Here is a 22,975-nt window from a genome sequence, read left to right on the forward strand (position 1 = left end):
GAGCGGGCGGCGACGAGCGCCACCCGCTTCTCCTTGGTTTGGCTCAGAGGCCGCTGTTTTCTGCGGCAGACTGCAACGCCTCTTCCGGCGAGGCCTGGCCAAGCAGCGCCTCCTGGATCGCCTGTTGCAGGGCGGTCGAGAGTTCCTGGTACTTTGGCGTCGTCGGGCGCGGATACATGGCGGCGAGGCCGAGCTTGGCGGCGCCGATCAGCTCTTCCTGGCCCTGCGTCACGGCCGGATCCTCGTAGGAGGAGGCCCAGATCGGCAGGCTGAGCTTGGCATACTGGTTCTGCGTGTCCTGCGAGGTCATGTGGACGATGTACTTCCAGGCCTCGTCCGGATGCTTGCTCACCGAGGTCACGCCGAGGCCCATCGAGCCGTTGACGGCCGAGACTTCGCTCTTGCCGGCAACGCCCGGGGCGGGGACGACGCCAACCTTGCCGGTGACCTTGCTGTCTTTGCCGCTATTGGCAAGGTTGTACATGTAGGTCCAGTTCAGCGCGAAGGCAGCTTCGCCGTTCTCGAAGACCTTGCGCACGTCCTCTTCCAGGAATTCCTTGGAGTTCGGGTTGGTGAGGCCGGACTTGTAGCTGGTGACCATGTAGTTCAGCGCGTCCAGACCGCCATCGCTCTGGAACGCCGGCTTGCCGTCCTTCAGGAACTCGCCGCCATAGGCGCTGACGAGGGTGGTGTAGTCGCAGATCGCGGCTTCCGCCTGCGCCCAGCTCCAGGCAATCGGGGTCTGCAAGAGGCCCTTGTCCTTGATGACCTTTGCCTGCTCGGCCAACTCGTCCCAGGTCTTCGGCGGCGCGGTGATGCCGGCCTTTTCAAGGATCTCCTTGTTGTAGAACAGGTACTTCGTATCGAGGATCCACGGCATGCCGTAGTACTTGCCGTCATATTGGACGGTCGTCCAGGCGCCGGGAAGAACGCCCTTCTTCATCTCGTCGGTGACGCGCGAAGAAATGTCGACGAGCACGTTGTTGCTGGCATATTCGGCCGGCCAGATCACGTCGAACAGCACCACGTCGTAGCCGCCGCCGGACCCTTGCGCCAGCACGGTCTTGTCGTGCAGGCCTTCATAGGGGACGAATTCGAGATTGACCTTGATGTCGGGGTTGGCCTTGGTGAAGGCGTCGGTCATGGCGCGCACGTCCGCCTCGCTGTAAGCGGCCTGGGCCATGAACAGCGCATTCAGAGTGGTTTCGGCAAAAGCGTGGTGGGCGAAGGACGCGCTCAACAGCGCTGCCCCGATGAGGGCTCTGGTGATGGAATTCGACATTTCTACCTCCGAGTTTTCAAAGCACGACAAACGGCTGCGCCGTAAAAGCGCCGACGACACCCGCGAGCGGAATGCCGAAACTTGCAGTCAATCCTGCCGGATCAGCCGGCACTGGTTCCCTGGAGCTCTTTTGACTCCCCATTAAGTCAAATTACTTGACTTAAAACATAAATCTTCCCTAGCCTTTGGGTCCTGTCAAGAGGAATTGCGGGATGACCGACCCACGGATGATCCGTGCCAAGAGCGGGACGAACCACGAAGGCACGAGCGCCCATAACCGCCGGGTGATGATCGATGCGCTGCGGGTGAACGGTGCGCTTTCCCGCGCCGATCTTGCCCGCGCCACACGCCTGACAAAACAGACGGTATCGAACATCATCGAGGAACTGGAACGTGATGGTCTGGTCGTGCCGCAAGCAACGGTTCGCAAAGGTCGCGGTCAGCCTTCCACACCCTACGCTCTTGTCCCCACCGGTGCGTTTGCGATCGGCCTGCAGATCGACCGGTACGTGACGCGGGCGGTTGCTGTCGATCTCATGGGCACACAATTGGCGCGTGCGGAGGCCGACCTGCCGGCGGGTGGCCCGGCGAACGGGATAATGGTCGTGCTTGAACTGATTGCCGGAGTGAGGGGTGAACTGGCGAAGGTCGCAGCGGAATCCGAGAAGCGCCTCGTCGGGCTCGGCGTCGCCATGCCCGGCCCTTTCGACGTGGAAGGGGCTGACAACGATCAATGGATGATGGAGGCGTGGCAGAAGTTTCCGCTGCTCGAAACGCTGGCCGCGCGCACCGGGTTGAATGTCGGCCTGCAGAACGATGCCGCCGCCTGCGCCACTGCGGAGCGGATGGTCGGCGCGGCCCACGGGCTGGACAATGTCGTGTGCCTCTACCTTGGCTACGGCATCGGCGCCGGGTTGATCCTGAACTCGGAACTCTATAGCGGCGCGAGCGGCAACGCCGGAGAGATCGGCATGGCCCTGCTTTCGGCGGGCGATCCGAAACGGACGGCGCTCGAGCATCGGGCTTCTCTCGCCTCCCTCTACCTTCACCTTGGTATCGATCCGGCCGCGCAGGGTGTCCATGACGAAATCGGCCGGCTCGCGGCCGAGGACAATCCGCGCCTCCGTGAATGGGTGTCGGAGGCCGCTGGCAACTTGCGTTGGGCGGTCCACCTGGTTGAGACGATCTTCGACCCCCAGACTGTGATCGTCTGCGGAGGCGCCCCCGAAGCGCTGGCCCGTCGGTTGCTCGCTGCGATGGAGCCCTTGCTGCCATCGATTGCCGACCGGCCTGGAAGAAGCCTCCCGCGGCTCACCCTTGGGATGACCGACCCCTGGTCGGTTGCGCTCGGTGCCGCTGCCGAGCCCATTGGCCGCGCTTTCGACCCGCGCTTCTGCGCAATCATGAAATAGGCCGCAATCTCAGTGCTGACAGGGGAGCACGCCGTAAAGCCTAGGTCTCTGGCCGACGGCGGATCCTACCCGGCATTTCGCTGCCGCTGGAGTGGATGGGAGTCAGGTAGAAGACCGGATAGATGAAGATGTGCTGCTCGGAAGGCTGGACGATGCGCGCACCCTGTTCGAGCGGCTTCTCTCGCTCTGCAACGACGTCGGGCTTCTCGCCGAGGAATACGGTCCGCGGTCCGGACGACAGGTCGGCAATTTCCCGCAGGCCTTTTCGCTCGCCCTGATCAACAGCGCCTACAACCTGGCTCATCACCGCGGGCCCGCCAAGGAACGCTCGAAAACGTGATCGCCCACGCCCGATATGGGCGGCGATTGTGCACCGGTGCCCGGGAACGATCGCGGCGCGCGTCAGTTCGTCCGGAGGCTGCGAACTGCGGAGAAATGCCATGTCCATGACAGTGGGGGACTTCATCGTCGAGCGCCTGCACGCCTGGGGCGTGCGCAGGATATTCGGCTATCCGGGCGACGGGATCAACGGGGTTTTCGGCGCCCTAAACCGGGCCAAGGGTTCGCTGGAGTTCATCCAGGCGCGCCACGAGGAAATGGCCGCTTTCATGGCGTCGGCGCATGCAAAGTTCACAGGCGAACTCGGCGTCTGCATCGCGACCTCAGGCCCTGGCGCCTCGCATCTGGTCACCGGGCTCTACGATGCCAGGCTCGACCACCAGCCTGTCCTTGCGATTGTTGGCCAGCAGGCGCGGACAGCGATCGGAGGTCACTACCAGCAGGAAGTCGACCTCGTGTCGTTGTTCAAGGATGTCGCCGGCGAGTTCGTCCATCAGGCAAGCGCGCCCGCCCAGGTCCGGCATCTGGTCGACCGTGCCGCCAGGATCGCGCTTGCCAATCGCACGGTCACCGCGCTCATCCTGCCCAACGACCTTCAGCAAATGACATATGAGGACCCGCCGCGCCGGCACGGGACGATCCATTCCGGGATCGGCTTCAAGGCGCCGAAAATCGTTCCCCATGCGGGCGACCTGAAGCGAGCGGCCGATATCCTGAATGCCGGAAAGAAGGTGGCGATGCTGGTCGGCGCCGGCGCACTTGGGGCCACCGACGAGGTGATCGCCGTCGCGGATCGTCTGGGAGCCGGTGCCGCCAAGGCGCTGCTCGGCAAGGCGACGCTGCCCGACGACCTTCCATGGGTGACCGGATCGATCGGCATGCTGGGCACCAAGCCCTCGTGGAAGCTGATGAGCGGCTGCGACACGCTGTTGATGGTCGGCTCGGGCTTTCCCTATTCCGAATTCCTGCCCGAGGAAGGGCAGGCCAGGGCGGTTCAGATCGACATCAACCCAAACATGCTGTCGCTTCGCTACCCGATGGACGTCAACCTGGTCGGCGACGCTGCCGAGACCCTGAGTGCGCTATTGCCGCTGCTCGACCAGAAGGATGCCGACTGGCGCCGCGAAATCGGCAAGGAGGTCGAGGCATGGTGGGAGACGCTTGAAGACCGGGCCCATGCGGAGGCCAATCCCATCAACCCGCAGCGGGTCACCTGGGAACTGTCGCCACGGCTTCCGGGAGATTGCATCCTCACCAGTGATTCCGGCTCCTGCGCCAACTGGTTCGCGCGGGACATCAGGATGAGGCGCGGGATGAGCGCTTCGCTGTCAGGAGGCCTCGCCTCCATGGGCGCCTGCGTTCCCTACGCGATCGCCGCCAAGTTTGCCCATCCCGGTCGCCCGGTCATCGGGCTTGTGGGGGACGGCGCCATGCAGATGAACAACATGGCGGAGCTGATCACCGTCGCCAAGTACTGGAAAAGATGGTCGACACCCGGTTTCGTCATCGGCGTCTTCAACAATGAGGACCTCAACCAGGTGACCTGGGAGCAGCGCGTGATGGAGGGCGATCCGAAGTTCGACGCCTCGCAGCGCATTCCGAACGTGCCGTATCACCGGTTCGCGGAGCTTATCGGCCTCAAGGGCCTCTATGTCGACCGGCCCGACGATGTGGGCCCGGCCTGGGACAAGGCCCTGGCGGCGGACCGGCCGGTGGTCGTCGAATTCAAGACCGACCCGGAAGTGCCGCCGCTGCCGCCGCATATCACCCTCACGCAGATGCAGCACCTGACGGAAGCGCTGGTTAAGGGCGATCCGCATGAAAGCGGCATCGTGACCGGCACCGCCCGGCAATTGCTCGGGGCGCTGCTGCCGGGCGGAGACGAGAAGTGAGGCCGAGGCACCGATCGATCGCCTCGAATGCGCGGCCTACTCGAAAGGGCAGGAGACAGACCGCCTTTGACACCAGCTTCTCCAGGCCGAGCTATGGGGCCGGTGTATCCGACGCGGCATCCCCTTCGGCTACAGTCGGCAATCCAAATTCAAGCCGTGCGCTCGCAAACTCTAGGTCAAGCACCTCAAGCAGTTTTTCGCCAAACTCTGCCGTCTCCTTGTTCGCGTCGGACCATCTAAAAAGACGTCCATCCTGTAATGACAGCACAGCAAAGTCATCCGGGCGGGCTTCAAGCGGATGGCGGTTCGCTACCATGCAAAGTGACGCGTTCACCAAGCCTGCGCTCAACGTTTGACGCGTGTTCCAAAGATGGACCGCAGTGCGACGGCCGTTCAACTCGATGAGAAAAGTCGGCGTGAATTCAACCTTGAAAAGACTTTTTGGACTACTGAAAAGGAAGCTCTCGCAAGCCGAGAGGTCGCCGACGTTCTTCTGTCTCCATACAAAGAATTGACGGAGGCCGCGAATGGCCGAATCGCGCTCAGCTTTTTTGCTGATCTCAGTCGCAGACGTCAGCGCCTCCAGAAAACCAAGGTTTTCGAATGCTATTTTCTGTACACGCTGACGAAGGCTTTTGTGAAAATCATATCCGCCGGTGCTCGGACGAAAGCGATCACGAACAAGGCGTTTCTGCGGCTTGGGATTGGAATTGATCAATTTTAAGAACGCGGAAAATCCGAACTTAGGCACTTGGCTCATTAGCTGAATTCCTATCGTCTATGGTCTGACCTGCTACGTAGTCCCGAACTGCCTTTCCTTTTTTGCGGTCCCGGGCAGCACTATGCTGTCCGGGACATTTCTTCTACCTAGTCCCGAGGATCAATCGGCCTGTCGACCGCATGTCACCGAACCCATAGAACGCCTCAGTAATTTTGTAAATAATTGAAATATATAGATAAAATAAAACATCTCGCCTCGGGAAGAGGGCGAAATAACCAATGAAACGCCTCAGGGCGATACCAATGAAATGCCTCAACTACTGCTGGGCAAAACAAAACCCGGCATTTGCCGGGTTTCAATGGGAATGCGATGGGTCCGCTGTTAAAGCGAAGGGAGGTCGGATCGCAGGTAAAACGTGGAACCGATCAGGCCTCTGTCCATCGCTAATGGAACGTCGCTCAACTGCTTTTTGAGATTGTTGAAATGGATGCCCGTCTCCTTGGCCAAAGTGAACAGCGAGACATACGTCTTCTGGAACCGCTCAATATCGGCATGGTCGATAACGGTCTGTGGGCACCGATTGATCGGATTCACCTCGATGCGGCTTCTGATGTGACCCTGTGAGAGAAGTGCGGTTAACACCCTCGTGTTGACCCTAAGGGCTTTCTCAGCTTTTTTCAGCGAAATCGCATTGTGATCTTTTAACTGGACGGCTGCGCGGAGTTGAGCGAGGTTGACCATGACGGAAAGAAAGCCACGTTCTTCGGGGTTCTTGCGCACGCAAAGTTTCCGGCTCAACAGGAGATCGAGGATCTCTGACAGAGCACAACAAGCACGCTTTCGGGCATCAAGGATCCCGATGAACTGCCGTTCGTCGGTGGTCCACGGTGCCGCATGTCCGAGCAACCGTTCCAGGAACTCGTCCAAGGCAGACTTTTCGTATGCATATTGAACAAGTGGCTGCCGCTCGCCACGTGTGACATCGACGAGTGGCTCGATATAGGATCCTCCAAGGACAGTCTTTTCATGTGGCCGCGGAACATTGAGGTAGGCCATGGCTTCCTTGAAGTTCAGCGACTGAATTGCTCGTTCGATGAAACTGTGCGCCGCGTCGGCGTCGAACAGTGCATGGTCGTCTACCTTCTTGTTGGCTTCTTCACTCAAATATCGTCCCATATAGAGGAGCTTCCGCAGTCGCTTCGGGTGAGTTTGATACGTCAACGAAGCTGTCCGAATTGAATGGAGTTTGCGGACCTCAACGGGCTTGCCAAAGAGTTCGTCGCCTGAGCCGAGCGGCATCGTTTCGATGCAATGAGTTGCGAAAACCTCTCGAAGGCGGTCGTACTCTGCGTCGTCTGACTCGTGAGCGAGCCATTCGTAGATCCGGTAGAAAGCCATCTTGGGACCCTGTCCCGGTTTCGTAGGATCAAGTCTACCTTGCAGTTCGCTCAACAACTCTCGAACGCCGCTTTCCCCGCGGCAGGCGTAGGAATATCCGCGATCGCCGCACTGATAGAGTTGATCATCGGTGAGGTCCGACACGCGGACACGGACCCCGAAGTCGTAGGCTGCGCCGAGCATCTCGCACATCTTCCCGACGGCATCGAACCGGAAGCCATCGAGCCAGGTCTTTGCGGCAGGGAGGTGGGTGAGGCGGCCCAAGAGATACTCCTCGAGCGAGGACACACCACGATTGATGGCCAGATGCTGCGAGTTCCCCAACTGCGGCAGGGTACCGTGCAGACTGAGCGAGAAGTCGTGCACGGTCTGCGGGTTGAGATCATTGGCCAGTTCGACCAGCGCCAACCGGTGGTGACGGCAAGTCCTGATGTGCGTAAGCGACCATTCTAACCGCTGATAGGGGCGGGCGGGCAAGGGGCAAGCAAACCTGGAGATATCGTCGTTTAGGCAGGCAAGGCACGCCCGTACACGACCACGGGCAAGCCCGGTGCGGTGTAGACGCTCGCCGCCCAACTCAAAGAGCCGATCGTCGATCCGCCGAATGGCTCTGAAATGCGAGGGGTCTGCTCGCCCACAACTTGCGAGTCTCGTCAGCGCATCGCTCTTGCCATCAACGACGTCTTGAAAACGAAATCCCATGTCAAGGCAGAACTGGCGTGCCGTGCGTCCATTGACCATGGCAGTTCTCGACGCAAAGCTGGATGCGAGTTCATCCTTGCCCAAAGGAACCGTCATGTTTCTCGGTAGCGGAGAGGCCATTACTTGTTCCTCCTGTCGCGAACCTTCTTCTCCTTCATCGGCGCAGGATCGGCGCTGTGCGCGTCATTGTGGGCGTCTTGGAGCGCCATTGAGACATCGATGTGATGCCAAACCTCTGCAGTGAAAACATTCCTATCAGCCGTGCAACCAGACCGTGCCTCATAGGCCTGGGCGAAGTGGGCTAGCGAGACAGCCGTCGCCTGATCTTGGAGAGCTTCCTGGATGGCGTCCTGGACAAATTCGATCGCGATACCGAGTTGGCCACCGGCCGCATGGATAAGGCGCGCTACGAAGGGCTGGTCTAAGGGCGCATCCAGCTCCATTTTGGCAATCTTCGTGATGATTCCGCGAACAGCCTTGGCCAAGAATTGGCCATCCGTTTCCAGATGCAGGTCACCAAAGTGAACAAAACGGCTGCGTCGCTTGAGTTGGGTGTCGTTTTCGATGAAGGACGCAAACGAAGGCTTGCCGGACAAGATGAGCCAGACTGGCCAGTCGGACTGCTGCAGGAGGCCCTTCAGAGTATCGCGTACCTTCTGGACCTCGTTCACGTTTGCTGTGTCGACAGCATGCTGGATCTCGTCGATATGGACGTAACGAACATTGCAGAGCTTCAGCCGATCGCGAACCATGTCCCAAACGACGTTTTCTCGCAGGTCTCTTTCCACTCTGTAGCCGAGTTGCTTCAGTAGGGTATGACCTAGCTGCCGCAGTGTGCAGGGTGATGGGGCCTTCACGGAAACCAGTTGAGAGCCTTCGTGATTACACGGAGCTCCCCAAGCGCTTGCACGCAACCGGAAAATTCGCTCCAAAGAACGGGTCTTCCCCGCGCCCGGTTTTCCCGTGACAGCAAGGATGCGACCCTCAGCAAGCCTACCGACCCGCGAAGAGTGATCGTCATCGATCGAGCAGCTTAGCTCGCAACTCTCGATCAGCCGATCGAGTTCCGACTCTAGTAGCTGGTCCCGGCTATGTCCGATGTATGCCCGTAATACGGCCCTCATGGTCTCCACACGAGAGACCCTCTCGGTCACTTCCGGCTGTTCAATGCAGATGTCAGTATCATTCATTTCAAAACTCCATAAAAAAATCATCGTCATCATCGTCATCATCGGCGTTTTCCGCGTTGATGGCAGTTGGTTCGTCTGCGAGACCTGGGACCATCCCAGAAACCAGCGCGGACGGGTTGGCGATCTCATCGATTGAGCCATCTTCGGCCAGGAAATCGCGCTCGTCGGGCGTGACGTCTTCGATGCGGCGGCGACGATCGTCCACACTTGCAAGCGACCGGATCTGTTCCGAGGAATACGTTGGTGGCAGTAAGCCCGCCCGTTCTGTCGCCGCTTCGGAGAACGCGAGGATGTCCGCAATCGCTCTCAGACGCACGTCGCGGCTCGCTTTTGCTTGTTCGCCATGCTCTCGGCGGATCTTCTCGTTAGCAAGCTTCAAAGTGTGGAGGCTGACGCCATCCATTCCATCTTCACGGCAGGGCACCATCAGCCAGCCTTCCTCGGTACGAACCGAGATAAAGCCAACGTCCGTCTGATCCACGCGAACGATCACCGCCTTCTTGCGGTTCCGCCTGCGAAGCCTCTGAAGCTCGTCATGGTAATAGTTCAAGCCAAACAGACGGACGCCATGCTTCTGGATTGTAGCCTCGATCGTCGTCCCAAAAATGGAACGAGCGATATCTGGATCCAGCGTGTCCTCCGTTCCAAATTGACGATTCAACCTGATCCACGCGTTCAGAGGCGTCTCCTTCTTCAAGCCTTCGTGAGGCGTGTTGTGATAGACATCCACCACATACCGAACGAGCACCTGATACAGTTCTTCCTTGTCGAGTACCGCCATCGCGTCTGGATCGTAGTCACCCTTGGCGACAACGTTTTCAAACGTCCGTCCGTGGAACCGAGCAATCAGTTGCTTGTGAAAGGTCGAGAACACCCGCTCAATCCGCGCGCGCATTTGGGGTACGCCCGCGGGCGGAAACATGATTTCGATCCCGAGGTCGGCGCACGCCGCGCGAAACTCCTGACTATACCAAGCCGAACCGGTGTCGGTGCAGATCGTCTGGATTTTACGACTGCCCATGTTCCACGGAGACTCGCAGCCTGCCGCTTTGGCAATGGCCGACTTGTCGCTGACGACTTGGCGGAGGGTGGCTACCGCCGACTCCGACGAGGGAGCGCCGTCGACGATGTGAAGGCCCACAATGGCGCGGGTGGCGCAATCGATAGCGACGGAAATCCAGAACCGGTTTCGCTCGATCTTTTCTTTGACCGCCACGGAAAGCTCCTGCCAAGCGGGATCCTTGTCCATCAGGGTTCGTAGGGACACATTCCATTCGTCGATCTCGATACGCTCGAGTGGCCTGGATACGCCCAAGCCCCCACGGACGATATAGAACGCCTTGTTGGCCTTTTCGTCCCCCTCGCGAGCTGCCATGACTTCGAAGTCATTAAGTTTCGCGATCTCTTTTGACAAAGTTCGCACGCTCGGGATGAGGTACGGCTCCAGTCCGTCAACCTTTCGTTCTTCGTTCAACGCCTTTACCAACAGCCCGAGAGCTACATGTTGGTCAGCAAGCGATGGCTTGAGGGAATCCGCGTAACCCTCCGCGGCTTCTCGGAGCAAGGCGCGGATTTCCTCTGGCAGTCGGCTCTTCCGATTTCCGCTACGGCCAAGGTGGTCGCGCAACGCCATCGGGTCGTAATTCCAAGCCTCATATGCGCGCAGCCACTTCCTCAACGCAGTGGGGCTGGGAGGGCGACGCGAGACCACCTTGCCCCCGCACCGCTTTGAGCCACCTCCCATTTTGATGATCTCGCCAGTAATGGTCGAGATCGCCATCGCCATCGATTCATCAGAACGGGTTGCCTTTCTCTGGGCTGCCATCCGCAGGAAACGGTCGCAGTACTCCTTTCGCCAAAGGATGGTTTCCTGTTGGGACATCTTCAAATTGGAGACGAGATCGCCCGCAGGTCTTGCTCGACGAGCACGCTCGGCACTTGCACGGTAGTAGCCGTTGGAAATCTGCAGAAGCCTTCCTTCCGAGCGAAGCTGATAAAGCTCTTCGTGGGACCGCCGGATCTCTTCACCACTCTCATACCGGCGAAGGACGTGGTGGGTCTGATCGCTGGACATTGGTTCATGACCGACGCCATCGATGACGATCTTGTCGTGATGGCCGAAGGCCAAACGGGGTACAAACTGATTCATCGTGCAATCTCCTCAACAAAAACTTCTTCGCCGCGTAACCGCACGGGGGTGTCATAGGAAATCAGACCGTTTCCGATGGGAACGAGCTCACCATCGCCGATCAGGCAGACCAAGGCACTGAAGCCTGCCGCTTCAGGAATACTTGCCTTCAGAATGTCCGAGATCTTGGCGCAGCCGCGAAGCGTCATCGTGAAGTTCCTCATCCGAGCGACATCGGCATCCACGCGAAACGAGTTCGAATGAAAGATCAGACGTGCATTCGCCGCCCTTGCCCGGGTGATGTGGCGCTCGGTGCGAAGGACCATTGCATCAGCGCATCCACGTGGCCGCTGTTCTCGCATCAGCTGAAGGTCATCAACAATTCCGCTCTTGGCGACCTGGTTCTCCTGTTTGATGGCAAAGGCAATGCGCTTGCCGCATCGAAGGCGAGCCTCAAGATCAAAGGTGTGAGAGCGCTTTCGTCGCTCCCTGTCGTGAAACGTCACCGGTGGTGGCTGGTCGATAAGGTCGACCACGTCAGGGCGGGCTAGCAGGATATACATGGCGTCCCGCTCCATGGTGCTTTCGTAGTGCATCTCTCGGTGAGAGAGCGGGTTCACGATGGTCCCGCGAAATGATCCTCTTCCGCGAAGACTGATTTTTCGCGAGGCCACGCTTGCGGATGGAGGAATCCAAAGCTGTCCCGCACGTTCCGAAGGCGGGGTTAGTCCAGCACTCATCATGCGCCGTTCCTGCTTGCGGCGGGGGCCGACAGGTGCGTCTCCTTGATACTTGAGGTGAGGGGGCAATTTATTGTTAGACAAGGCACAAATCTCCAGTTATCGGCGCGCGATTGCGGCCGATTGATCTCAATCGGGAGAGAATTCTCCGCGTGTCAGACCGCAGTCTGAGTGGTTACCTGGCTATTCGGAGATGTGCCGTTGTAAGGGAGGGCGCGATGTCGATTTTGATGCACATATGCGACCTCCTTTCTCGTCGGTGGTTTTCGCTGAGCCAGACATGCTCGCGCGAATGGGTGCTTCTGGCGCAGGCAGCGCTAGAAGGCGTCAGATCACACACGCCAGTTGTGACCTTAGTGATTTCTAATGTTTGAGAGAGGGAAGTTGGCCGATGGTTTTGGCATCGGATACATCCATACCGAGCCGTTAGGCGGTCGTGCCGAATTCCCGGGCCGATTTCGATATGGTTGTTATACGCATGTTCGCGATCCTACTTCGCCCGAACAGGGTCGGGGACTCGGGTTATCGCAGCCGTCGGTCCTGATTGCAATCTTGACAGACGCCAAGTCGAAAACATAGTTAACAGAGATTGCACTGTGATCGTTGCGTTTTAGGAACAAGGCACGATGCTGGCGAACTGCGAACGCTCGGGTGGATCTCCCCGTCGTTTGGTTGTTCGATGTCCCCGCTTGATGGCCTGGTACTCCTCGAGCATGATACCTGTCATCTTGGTGACAACATCGTCAGTCCTGTCCAGCGAGGAGCCAGCGGGAAGCTGCATTCAGGTTGTTAACGCGCTGCTGGAATGCCTTGATGGTCTCGAGGGTCGGGAAGGCGTCGTAGTCGTCGGAGCTACGAACAACTCTGATAACATTGACCCAGCAATCTTGCGCTCGGGGCGGCTGGATCGGCAGATTGAGATCCCGCTTCCATCGGAGCAAGATCGAATTGCAATCCTGGCTCAGCACATCGATCACTGCATCGAAGTCACCGAACTGGAAGGTCTGAAAGCGTGGACTGCTGGCATGAGCGGCGCAGACCTGGCCAAGGCCGCCAGAGATGCTCGTCGTCTAGCGAGGCGTGCCAAGCGTCCGCTTAATCTGGACGACGTGCGTGCCGTATTGCCTGCTCCTATCGACATCACGCCCGAGCATCGAAGAGCACTTGCTATTCATGAGGTAGGCCATACTGTTGTTGGATTAGCTTTGGGTCACGGCATCTACAGGGCACAAAGATCATCGGAACCAAGATCGCGCGCGCGGAAACGCAGCAAGGCGGCGCGGCCTACTTTGAATTGCCGCAGGCAAGTTATCGGGATCGGGAGTTCTTTCTGATTTATATCGCCGTGCTGCTTGCTGGCCTGGCTGCAGAGGAGGTTTGCCTGGGGCACCGAGGAGATGGTGCTGGACTCGGCAACACGTCAGATCTTGCCATGGCGACCCGGGTCGCCACGATGATCGAGGCAGTGTTGGGGATGGGGATCACATTGCGCCATAGCGCCGCGTACGATGATGGCGCGTTGGAAGGCATCCGTATTGCCGACCCGAGGCTATGTTCACGGATAGAAGTGATCCTTGCCGAGCAGTTTGCGCGGGCGAAAGCACTTATCGTCCAGTTCCGCCCGCTGGTAGATCGATTGGTAGAGGTTTTGGATGAAGTAGGTGAACTGACGCCTGAGGCCGTTGCGAAGGCAGTGCGGTCAACTGTGCTTACTCCGCTTCTGCGGCCGCCAAAGCAATCTTCGGCCAAATGAACGACCTGCGAAGGTAGTCACATTGACCAGAACTCCCTCTGCGAGGTGTGATAAGCAACGTGGCGACGGAGGCACTTGATGGGGCCACTGAGTTCAGCCTGGAATACAGCTTTGAGCAGCAGAATTCGCTTGCGTACCAATGTCCGCAGCTGCAGCGGCTCCACTTGCAGTGGGCCTTCGGATATTGAGGGAATTGAGGAGGACCCGCAGTCCTGTCACCACGGATCTCTCCAAGCAGATTATCGGTGATTTGTGATCTCGTTCTGACACGAGATCCGGCACTCGTGGCGCTAGGCTGCAGCAGCCTCTCGCTGCTCGAAAGCCCGCAACATGGCCGCGACGACAGATGCACGTCGCTCGAGCTTCGTGTCCGGCGCTCCCACCCAGCCCCAGTTCGTGGGGTAGTGGTACCATCCCATCCGGATCGCGCCGCCCTCAAAGTCTCCCTCAGCGCAGGAAACTCCCTTTAGACCGTTAAACGGGTGTCGAGGCATCGTTGAACTTGTAGGCGCAGCCATCATACCCGGCAAAGACATCCAGCGGGGGCGGCGTGCCTGATACAGCGTAGGGTCGATCAGCAGATCGGCTTCAGGAACACGGGTGACCATATGGCCGCTCCAATGTCCCGGCTTTTCTGGCTGATTAGAAAGTGGATCACCGATGGACAAGGGCTGCAGATACTCTCTGTCCCGTTTCGCCTCAATCTCCAGGTTTACGGAAACGACTTCCGCCGACTCAAAGCCAACCTCTTTCAGAAAGTCACGAACGGTCATAGAGGCCAGAATGCAGCGCTTTTTGGAATCTGGATTGCTGATCCACGGTTGGCGAGCAAACGTGGAATGCATCGTATTCGAAATAACCCAGAGAGCACGGCTTAAATCAGCGGGTAGGTTAGGGTGCAAGACGAGCATATCGTTGAGAAACATTCTGATCCTTTGAGTTGGCTCAACCTGCCAAGCGAAATGCATAGCCGGGCCGAGCAGAGGAAATTGGAGATGAAAGGCAATCGCCATACGCCCCGACGGGGCTGGCGCACGATTGCCTTTTTCAGGGGCGTACGATCTCGTTGCCAACGCAGTCGGCACGCTAAGCACATTGAACAAATTGTTCAGTGCCAGCATGTACAGGACGGTACCGGGCAGCGCAGTGATTGGTGAGGAATCTTAGGGTATGCAGTCGATGTCCACCGCTGCTCTGAAGAACTTGGTGGCATCCGGCCTTCGGCAGCGGAGGTGGATGACTCAGCGCGTCGACAGACTGCGGGATTCCCGTGTTTCTATTCGTATCGCTGACTGTTGTGTCATCGGACTTCCTTTTGGAGCGATGGCGTTATACCTGGGAAGTTCTCAATGCTCGTTAACGAAAACGTTAGAATTCTAAAGAAAGCAGAAATTGTCGTGTCGCCGGACTTTGGCAGGCCTGCACATCCGGCGCGTGCCGCGACGCTCATTGATCTCGCGACGCACCTAATGGACGTCCTAATGAGTAGAACCGCGACGTCGTCCGTGCGTATCCGAGTTTCGGTGCAAGTGCCCAAACCTCTGTCGTCGTGCAGTTGTCGCCGTCCTCAATGTGCGGGTGTCCGGAAACAAGTCCCGTCAGGCAAGGCACCGTTCTCCAGCGGAGCGCCCATCCTTCGAGGTGTGGTGCCGCTTGGAGCGCTTCTTCATTCGGTGGCTTGCCATCTCGAATGTGCACTAGATCTTCGACCAGCTTGGTTAGCCGACGGATTTCATGTTCGAGCTGAGATTTCGCATAGGATTGGCTCATAAGAACGACCATCTACTACTCCTCTCCCTGAGCCGTCGCTCGACTCATGGGGCAAACCAACGATGTTGCGGGTTTGTAGAGAGGGGTCAGCGTATGAGCGGCCCTAGCACGAGCCGGACTTTGTGCGGGTGTTTGGCGACTTGGAAAACGTATGTCATTTCATCCATCATGTGTGCTGGATTAGGCACCGCAAAACCTAGTCTCGCCATCGCTTCACCCTTGTTTCCGGACCCAGGATCGCTTCATCTAGATCGACATCGACGAAACGATGAAGGATCAGCGAAGCTAGGCCTGCCATCGGGTTGGTCTCTCGAAAAGCGGTCAAACACTCAGAGATTGTCAGCGATCCATGCTCGTCAAAAGCTGCGAGTAGGCGAACGCGGTCTCCTAAGGGACAGGTCCAACGGGCGTACCTCAGCAAGTCGCGTGCATTGCGGTACCGAAAGCTCTGGGGATCAACAGGATCTGCTACCGAGTATTGGTATCCCGCGGCCCTCGCGCGATCTGCAATCCAGGATGGCGTTCCAGAGTTAGCGTCCCGGACATCAATCAGGAAAGCTTGATCGCCTTTGAATACCAGGAAATCGGGCACATGAGCCTGAGGACCTGCCTGCAACTCCAAAGGAAGGCAGGACCAATTCGTCACCTCTCGATTGATTTCGAGTAGAACTGCGAACTCGAAAGCCGTCTTTCCGCGAAAGAGAGGCTGTCCCAAGCAACGAAGGGCTGCGTGCAGCTTGAATCCAGATGCGGCGGCTTGGCCTCTAGCGGCAACAAGTGGCGATTGGCATTTGCGGATTTTTGTCACACAGAAACTCCATAAGCAGACAGCCTAGTGTCGATGCCCAAGGGCACCGCCAATAGATCAGCGTATGAGAGTATTCTGGCTCATATGGAACAGATACAGAACAAACCGAGGCACGTCAACCCCAATGCGGCGGTGTTGTTACGTAACAGCAGTCGGAGAAAGCAAAGCCGACCGAAGGACTACTGATTTAGCTCAGCGAGATGATCAAAGACCACCGCGGATACCGCGACGGTCGGCTGCACACGATTGGCGAAGGGTACGCTATCTGTCCACACGGGCCGCACGAGCCACTTTGCGTCCATTGGGTTATAAAGGCCCGGGAGCTTGAAGTGCTCATGAATCTGAAGGAAATGCCTAATATTCATCGTTGCAATGGGCGCTTTGTGCACAATGGCCGAAGCTGCGATCGAAAGGTCTTCACCGAGCTTTGGATTTTTGGCGAAGCTTGATGGTAGCCATAGATTTCTCAGCGCGGGCAGAGACGTCATGTGCGCGTATAATTGGGCTGTCGGCAGATCCATTCCCAGGAAGCGAACGTTTGAGGCTAAAATTGAGTTAAGCCATTCCCGAAGAAATTTGCTTCTTTCCGGATTTTTCTCAGCGATATTTTTAATACCTCGCTCAATTTCAATGATCGCTCCAACAGGGATAGCCACAGGCGTCCCCAAATCATTCAACCAAGCAATCATTTGCGGACTCGGCCGCTTTGTCGCAAAATGACTCCATACGTTTGTATCGAGCACAAATAAGCTTGGATTCGAGACCATTATGGGAACCCTGCTGATACATCCTCGATGAGGGTGCAGCGATTCGTTGTAATTTTGGTTAACGAGTCTGATGAAATTGATCAGGGCTGAGGGGCGTCAAGATGGCGAGCAAGCAAACCGAGAAAGATTCGCTACGGGTTGCTGGTGTTTGGACCACCGAAGACGCGCGTGAGAATTTTGATGCACTCATTAAAGCTGCAATAAACCTTGGTCCTCAGAAAATCTTGCACCATGGTCGAGAACTAAGTTTGTCCCTTAGAGGTGCGCAAAAATTGCCGGATGTAAGAGAAATACTGCGGCGAGGGGGGCCATTAGATAATAGCGGCGAGCTGGATTGAAGTCGTGATGACGTAAGCGCTATTCCGCAGCGTAGAGTACAAAAGAAGACGTTTGATGAGAAGGCCGCGACGCAATTCCAGAATGCAACCAAGCTACAGTATTTGCCCGGCGTAAAGATCACCTACGCGCCAAGCCCCGTTCATGTCCAGCGCACGGCAAAGACCATCTCAACCTACGTTTTGTCGAATTTCAGTTCCGAAATTGACCTCGCGATAACGATAGCGGTGCAGAGCGCAGGAAACCTGCTGGGCATGGGCTCGCGACCCACGACCTCCGCATCGGCGCTCTGCCGATCATGCGCCCAAACCCGTTCGGTGAAGGTGCGGATTTCAGATACGACCGGTGGGAGATCATGAGCCTGGGCCTCCTTGCCGATTCCTGGTTGATCCCGTTTCTGTTATGGCAGCCGCCCGGACTTGGCCGGGTGCTCGATCCTCGGCTGCGGTGCTTCAGCCAAAGGCATCCGGCTTGCGTCTCTCGCTCCGCCTGGCACGCGGATCGTAAGAAGTCGAAGTCATCACGACAGATTTTCGTAGGGACTAGTCGGGACTCGGCCGAATAAGCTGGACGTCAAGGCTTCCCTGTGAAAGAGGACGCAGGAGTTGGTCTTCTGGTTTGGATAGGTCCAGCCAATGTCGCCAGTGGTCCGGTCTCAAGACAACCACCTGCCGATCATGTATGGGGGCGACATCGGGTCCTGGTTCCGTTGTCAGCATCGTAAATGATGGGGGCTCATTCCCTTCACCGTCACGCCACAGGCCTGCGATCGCCAGGAACGCCGACCCCCGAAGCGTGAAACGATGTTTCGCTTTCGGGAATTTCTTGCCCGTGAATTCGAAGAACGCGCTGGCGGGTATCAAACAACGCTTGCTGTTTCCGAAGTGCCGTCCCTCCGAGCGAAAATTGAAGACAGGCCCGCCTTTTCTTCCGGTGGGCGACGGGAAACCGAACCGCATTGGCGATAGCTCGACCACGGCCGCCGACGCCGCCCGCATCACGGGCCCGATGTCTCCGACCTTGATATCGTCGGCCCGGGGAAGATCGAGTTCGCTCTGGTGTGACGGAATCTCGAGCGCAAGCTCCTGCATCATCTTGCAGTACTCGGCGTACAAAATGTGCTGTTCGTAGTCGTTACACATAGTCAGGACTATAGAGCGGCACCAGCCGATTTAAATGGTCGCCGGACAAGCGGTCGGCGGAGGACGGCTCCTGCCGCAGGACCAGAGGCATTCTCATGAGGAAGCGCTTAAAAAAGAAGACTGCTGCCGATACGTCGGCCGAGGCCGATGATTGTAACTTTCCGCCTTTTCACGCGTTTGTCGGGCAAGCGCAAAAACGGAGGTTGTGATGTCAAAGCGAGAGCTCATCGATACCGGGACGGACAAGCGTTACGTTCGTCGTGACGAAGGCGGCAGGTTCAAGAAGTCGGTCGATGTCGGCCGTTCTCTGTCAGCCGACAAGCGTCACCGCGCCAAGCACGATGCCAAACCAGGAGAGGGCGACAGGGGCGACCATAAGCGATAATCGATGAAGATCGCGACCTATAACGTCAATGGCGTGAATGGCCGTCTCGACGTGCTGCTGCGATGGCTGGAACAAGCGTCACCCGATGTCGTGTGCCTTCAGGAGCTGAAATCACCGGACGCCAAGTTCCCGGTCAAGGCCATCGAGGCCGCTGGCTACGGCGCAATCTGGCATGGCCAGAAAAGTTGGAATGGCGTGGCGATCCTTGCCAAGGGAAAAGAGCCGCTGCTGACCCGCAAAGGCTTGTCGGGCGACGCCGATGACCCGCACAGCCGCTATATCGAGGCAGCCGTTGATGGCATGCTGTTTGGTTGCCTGTACCTGCCAAACGGTAATCCCTATCCGGGACCCAAGTTCAGCTACAAGCTCGCTTGGTTTGAGAGGCTGGCCGCCTACGCCGCCGAGCTTCTCGAACTCAAGGTCCCGGTGGTTCTCGCTGGCGACTACAACGTCATGCCAACGGAGCTGGATGTTTACAAGCCCGAACGCTGGCTCGACGACGCATTGTTCCGCGTCGAGGTCCGCGACGCCTTTCGTCGTCTTGTCGACCAAGGGTGGACAGACGCGTTGCGGCAACTGCATCCGGGCGAACGCATCTACACCTACTGGGACTACTTCCGAAATGCTTTCGCAAGAGATGCAGGGCTCAGGATCGATCACTTCCTGCTCAGTCCGCAGCTCGCTGCCAAACTAGTGAGAGCCGGAGTCGACAAGGAAGTCCGCGGATGGGAACACGCCAGTGATCATGCCCCGACCTGGATCGAACTGTCTGATGCCCCACACAGAAAATGAGGAATGGTCAAGAATGCCTTGGTTGATGGGATCGCCCAAGGGGAGCCGTCGAACGCCTGCGCTCGCGAGAACGGGCGAGTTTCCGGGCTAATCTTAGCTCGGCAAGCGTCGGCAGCCACCATCCCAGCCTCCGGTCGGGCTCGCTGCGCGCAGGCCAGGTGGAGACGAGTTCCTTCAACGAGGGTAGTCTCCACGACGCCCATATAAAGTCCATTAGGCTATTGGCCAGGTGCGGATAGAAGGAGGAAAAATCGGTGGTGACGAGTTCACCTGAGAGGTCCGTAAACAGGACAATGCCGTAGCGTTCAGTCGAAACTGGACGACCCAGCGGAGGCGGAAAGACGCTTGGGATTGGATAGCGCCGGCGGCGGCGCTCGCTGGCCAGCATTCGCGCTCTGCGCTCATCCTCCGAGCCATGCATGGTCATTCTTCGCATTCTGCGCACCTCGGGCTCGTTGCGCTGAGCGGCCGCCTCGATGATCGGCCAACGCCTGCGCAAGTCTTCATAGGATCGAAAGGGCACCCGCCACAGGCGATGTGTTTCATCCCAATGAGCCCACGGCACTTGACGCAGCTCCTGGATGGCCGTCTTCGAGTAGGGGGTGCGGACCCGCAGATCGTCGGCGACTTCAAGGTACTGGCTGACGATCGGCTCAAAGTCGTATGCATCTCTTCCTTTGTCGTCAGCAAATGCGTCAAGGCCTGAGGTCTGCCGATCAATCCAGCGCGCGATCCTTTGGTCAGCGGTCTTGCCGGGAACGAACCAGCTTCGCCGCTCATCGTCCCAGCGTGCTCTGGGGAAGCTCTCGCGGAACTGCTCCACCGTTGCGCGGTCGTACGGAAAAGCCACGAACGCTCCGGGTTGAGTTGAGGAGACTGAGATATGGCGCACTGGAAGCCTCATGCGTTCAGACAGAAACGCACCTGCGGGGTGCGGGTTCAAAACAATGGGTTCCGCAAGAACTAAAGCTTCAGCTTGATCGACAGGTTCGCCTCTAAGACGAAGACGAGGGCTGACCGAGAGCCTCTCGCTCCGCAATGCCATCGCTGCGCATTTCATACGGGCACACAAGAAGGCCTCAAAATGCTCTCAGATGGATCAGAGGGGGCAGTGTTCACTGTTACTGGCAATCGGGCCATCTTACCGTGGGGTCCGTACGATGCGGCTGCTTATCTTTCTGGCATTCTCGCTGGGTTGGTCTATCCGCTCCTGTAGCCACTTAACTAGCAGCGGTGCGGCGGCTCTCATTCACCTTGCTGGCTGACCATCAGAAGGTCTCGGACTTGCACCGGATCCCTGCTGATAAAGGCGAATGATTTTTCCGAGGGCATTGGCGTGTTCATTGCCCACCGAAGGGCGATCCGCCTCGACAGATCAAAAATGCTCTGCAGCGCTTTCATGTCTGCTGGCTCGAATGCACCGGACAGCGGAAACGCACGATTTAGCAAAATGGTGGCTTTGGTGTTGTACACAGCATACTCTTTCACCTCTCGCCTCACCGCCGTCAGCGCCTTACTTATATCTGACGATGTTGGGAGCATGCCCTCGAACGCTCCAGTTGTCTAAATATGTTTTGGTGACATGGCTGACGGTTCCGCTCACTTGCGAGCGCGGACTTTCGTGGCGTGGCGATCCAGCGTCAGGTCCAAGCGAATATGTAGACTGGCTCGATGATGTCTCGTATCTGCAACGAGCCGAGGATATTGAACGACCGCGCGACGGCCTGCAGCGGCCGGACTGCCTGCCTGAGGATCGGGATCCTGTTCCCGGATCGTGAGGCACCCAGCGGGGTGCAAACCCCCGTGGGGGGAGTGCCGAACGTATGATGCGATTGGCACCTGGATGCGAAGGTATCTGGCGCGGGGTCCGATAATTACTTGGACCGCCGGCCTCCAAAGATGTGACCGCCGTGTTGGACGTTGGACCTCAATATAAGGTGCCAAATCGCTCACCTTTCCCGTGTTTGAGCGGAACTTTTTCTAGTAGGCATGATTGTGCTCCCGAGAGACATGCCCCTTCAGGCCAAACCTTAGCGCCTGAGCCACCAAAACTAGTGCCGGGATGGGAAAGATGTCTGGCGAGGTAGGCACGACCCTCAAATGCTTAGCGGTCACGACAATGTGCGCATTCTGCGCATGTCCGACCTCCCAAGCCCCTGCCAAGGAGGGCGGCAAGGGGTACAACAATCATAAGGCACAGGTCGCGAAAGCGAGCGTGCGGACGTCCAATCGAAAGCAACTTCGTAAGGGTGGTGGCCGATATGTCGTCGGCAAGGCTTATGTGGTCAGGGGCAAGCGGTATAACCCGAAGCAGGACAGAGATTACGACTCAAAAGGGATCGCATCCTGGTATGGGGCGGGCTTCCATGGACGCCTCACGGCGAACGGAGAAATCTTTGACAAGGATCACCTTTCAGCCGCACACTCAACCCTTCCCTTGCCGAGCTATGTGCGGGTGACGAACCTCGAAAACCGTTCCTCGCTCATCGTGCGCGTCAATGATCGTGGCCCATTCCATAAGGGTCGTATTATCGACCTTTCGAGCAAGGCGGCCGATTTGCTCGATTTAAAAAAGCGCGGAACGGCCACCGTCAGAGTGCAGTATGTCGGCCTCGCCCGTATGGACGTTACGACATGCCATACCTGATGGCTTCATACGCCGCGGAGGGTGGACGCTTTCAACTCAATCCTCAGCTTCGAACCGGTATTGGGGTCATGGTCGCTTGGAACAGATTGTGAACCTTGCGCATACTGGCGGTCTGTTACGAGCTAGGTCCTAGCGGAGCAATGATCTAGGCGTCCCAGATGGAAATTACTTGCTTTCGACCTGGCCCAAAAATTCATGGATTGCAGCGTCAACTCGCAGGCCGCCGCTCTGTCAGAAGACCAGGCGTAAGTCTCGACCAACTGCGTGGTGTACCTGCTTGATATGCCAGGATGTCTTCTGCCGATCAGAAGGACGATCTGGAGGTTTAGAGCGCAAGGCTGTTACAATACATGCATCGGAATTCCCCGAGGGAAATTGCGCCGCTTTATCTTGGAAACGAAGATTGTTCATCTGCGAAGAAGCTGCGCCTCCATGCGAGAAGCTCTGGAGAGGAAAACATGATCACGGGTCCGCAATGCCGTGCAGCGCGAGCGCTGGTCGAAGTTACGAGGAGCAAACTGGCACTTCGCTCGGGTATCGATGAATCGGTGATAGAGGGATTTGAGCGCATCATCGATGAACCAGCGCCTGATGTGATCGCGACGCTGGAAAAGGTCCTGCAAGAGCTAGGGGCAATTTTTATTGAAGAGAACGGTGGCGGAAAAGTAAGCGCTGGTTTTCCCCCACCTTCCGGATCAGCGTGTGATTGTTGATGTTGTTGCCGAACGAGGCTTCGACATATGACGATTACAGGGTTTACGCATGGCACCA

Annotated in this window: 19 protein-coding genes and 1 pseudogene; 9 read left to right on the forward strand and 11 right to left on the reverse strand. The window is 57.7% G+C overall.

Annotation, left to right across the window (positions count from 1 at the left end; all coding sequences use genetic code 11):
- Positions 1 to 43 precede the first annotated feature (43 nt).
- Positions 44 to 1,282: an extracellular solute-binding protein gene (locus tag C7449_RS03510; RefSeq protein WP_108001351.1), complete on the reverse strand. Its 1,239-nt coding sequence runs from the start codon at positions 1,280 to 1,282 to the stop codon at positions 44 to 46.
- 212 nt (positions 1,283 to 1,494) lie between these two features.
- Between C7449_RS03510 and C7449_RS03515 the strand changes: the two genes are divergently transcribed.
- The 3 genes and pseudogenes from C7449_RS03515 (at position 1,495) to C7449_RS03525 (ending at position 4,925) form a co-directional block, all read left to right on the forward strand.
- The gene (locus C7449_RS03515) at positions 1,495 to 2,694 is read left to right on the forward strand and encodes an ROK family transcriptional regulator (protein ID WP_108001352.1); all 1,200 of its coding nucleotides are present in this window, start codon (positions 1,495 to 1,497) and stop codon (positions 2,692 to 2,694) included.
- A 139-nt stretch (positions 2,695 to 2,833) separates the two neighbouring features.
- Positions 2,834 to 3,034: pseudogene (locus C7449_RS03520) on the forward strand (glycoside hydrolase family 15 protein); the annotation flags it as partial.
- 100 nt (positions 3,035 to 3,134) lie between these two features.
- Positions 3,135 to 4,925, forward strand: coding sequence for a thiamine pyrophosphate-requiring protein (locus C7449_RS03525; RefSeq protein ID WP_108001353.1), 1,791 nt, complete (start codon positions 3,135 to 3,137; stop codon positions 4,923 to 4,925).
- A gap of 91 nt (positions 4,926 to 5,016) precedes the next feature.
- Here the strand turns inward: C7449_RS03525 and C7449_RS03530 are convergent, their stop codons facing one another.
- From C7449_RS03530 to C7449_RS21515, 5 genes are all read right to left on the reverse strand, one after another.
- Positions 5,017 to 5,685, reverse strand: coding sequence for a hypothetical protein (locus C7449_RS03530; RefSeq protein WP_108001354.1), 669 nt, complete (start codon positions 5,683 to 5,685; stop codon positions 5,017 to 5,019).
- A 342-nt stretch (positions 5,686 to 6,027) separates the two neighbouring features.
- Positions 6,028 to 7,866, reverse strand: a complete 1,839-nt coding sequence (locus C7449_RS03535) for a TniQ family protein (RefSeq protein ID WP_108001355.1) — start codon at positions 7,864 to 7,866, stop codon at positions 6,028 to 6,030.
- A complete protein-coding gene (locus C7449_RS03540; RefSeq protein WP_170115777.1) occupies positions 7,866 to 8,978 on the reverse strand; it encodes an ATP-binding protein in 1,113 nt (370 codons plus the stop codon). Before C7449_RS03540 ends, C7449_RS03535 begins: the two co-directional genes overlap by 1 nt.
- Entirely contained in the window at positions 8,938 to 11,085 is a 2,148-nt protein-coding gene (locus C7449_RS03545) for a Mu transposase C-terminal domain-containing protein (RefSeq protein WP_108001357.1), read from the reverse strand. Before C7449_RS03545 ends, C7449_RS03540 begins: the two co-directional genes overlap by 41 nt.
- Positions 11,082 to 11,627 (reverse strand): hypothetical protein, encoded by a 546-nt coding sequence (locus tag C7449_RS21515; RefSeq protein WP_146165034.1) that lies wholly within the window; start codon positions 11,625 to 11,627, stop codon positions 11,082 to 11,084. The genes C7449_RS03545 and C7449_RS21515 overlap by 4 nt, the downstream gene beginning before the upstream one ends.
- An 890-nt stretch (positions 11,628 to 12,517) precedes the next feature.
- Here C7449_RS21515 and C7449_RS22440 point away from each other — a divergent pair.
- Complete coding sequence (locus C7449_RS22440; RefSeq protein ID WP_170115778.1) at positions 12,518 to 13,138, forward strand: AAA family ATPase; 621 nt, start codon at positions 12,518 to 12,520, stop codon at positions 13,136 to 13,138.
- The gene (locus C7449_RS03565; RefSeq protein WP_170115746.1) at positions 13,099 to 13,557 is read left to right on the forward strand and encodes a M41 family metallopeptidase; all 459 of its coding nucleotides are present in this window, start codon (positions 13,099 to 13,101) and stop codon (positions 13,555 to 13,557) included. The genes C7449_RS22440 and C7449_RS03565 overlap by 40 nt, the downstream gene beginning before the upstream one ends.
- 290 nt (positions 13,558 to 13,847) lie before the next feature.
- On the opposite strand, the gene C7449_RS03570 is transcribed toward C7449_RS03565, so the two are convergent.
- Positions 13,848 to 14,678, reverse strand: coding sequence for a hypothetical protein (locus C7449_RS03570; protein WP_146165035.1), 831 nt, complete (start codon positions 14,676 to 14,678; stop codon positions 13,848 to 13,850).
- A gap of 1,636 nt (positions 14,679 to 16,314) precedes the next feature.
- The gene (locus C7449_RS03575; protein ID WP_108001363.1) at positions 16,315 to 16,902 is read right to left on the reverse strand and encodes a PIN domain-containing protein; all 588 of its coding nucleotides are present in this window, start codon (positions 16,900 to 16,902) and stop codon (positions 16,315 to 16,317) included.
- Positions 16,903 to 17,003: 101 nt separating this feature from the next.
- On the opposite strand from C7449_RS03575, the gene C7449_RS21720 reads away from it, so the two are divergent.
- Entirely contained in the window at positions 17,004 to 17,240 is a 237-nt protein-coding gene (locus C7449_RS21720) for a hypothetical protein (protein WP_170115779.1), read from the forward strand.
- A gap of 540 nt (positions 17,241 to 17,780) precedes the next feature.
- Here C7449_RS21720 and C7449_RS03580 read toward each other — a convergent pair.
- Positions 17,781 to 18,380 carry an SOS response-associated peptidase gene (locus C7449_RS03580; RefSeq protein WP_108001364.1) on the reverse strand — a complete coding sequence of 200 codons (600 nt, stop codon included), beginning with the start codon at positions 18,378 to 18,380 and terminating at the stop codon, positions 17,781 to 17,783.
- Between the two features lie 388 nt (positions 18,381 to 18,768).
- Here C7449_RS03580 and xth point away from each other — a divergent pair, with 388 nt between their 5' ends.
- Entirely contained in the window at positions 18,769 to 19,557 is a 789-nt protein-coding gene (xth, locus tag C7449_RS03590) for an exodeoxyribonuclease III (protein ID WP_108001366.1), read from the forward strand.
- Positions 19,558 to 19,564: 7 nt separating this feature from the next.
- Here the strand turns inward: xth and C7449_RS03595 are convergent, their stop codons facing one another.
- Entirely contained in the window at positions 19,565 to 20,461 is an 897-nt protein-coding gene (locus C7449_RS03595; RefSeq protein ID WP_108001367.1) for a hypothetical protein, read from the reverse strand.
- Between the two features lie 341 nt (positions 20,462 to 20,802).
- On the reverse strand, positions 20,803 to 21,030 hold the full coding sequence (locus C7449_RS03600) for a hypothetical protein (RefSeq protein ID WP_146165036.1): 228 nt from the start codon (positions 21,028 to 21,030) through the stop codon (positions 20,803 to 20,805).
- 598 nt (positions 21,031 to 21,628) lie between these two features.
- On the opposite strand from C7449_RS03600, the gene C7449_RS22315 reads away from it, so the two are divergent.
- Together C7449_RS22315 and C7449_RS21520 are read left to right on the forward strand one after the other, a co-directional pair.
- A complete protein-coding gene (locus tag C7449_RS22315; RefSeq protein WP_374828339.1) occupies positions 21,629 to 22,204 on the forward strand; it encodes a septal ring lytic transglycosylase RlpA family protein in 576 nt (191 codons plus the stop codon).
- A gap of 458 nt (positions 22,205 to 22,662) precedes the next feature.
- The gene (locus C7449_RS21520) at positions 22,663 to 22,917 is read left to right on the forward strand and encodes a helix-turn-helix domain-containing protein (RefSeq protein ID WP_146165038.1); all 255 of its coding nucleotides are present in this window, start codon (positions 22,663 to 22,665) and stop codon (positions 22,915 to 22,917) included.
- Positions 22,918 to 22,975 lie beyond the last annotated feature (58 nt).

The sequence above is a fragment of the Mycoplana dimorpha genome (assembly GCF_003046475.1).
Taxonomy (GTDB): Bacteria; Pseudomonadota; Alphaproteobacteria; order Rhizobiales; family Rhizobiaceae; genus Mycoplana; species Mycoplana dimorpha.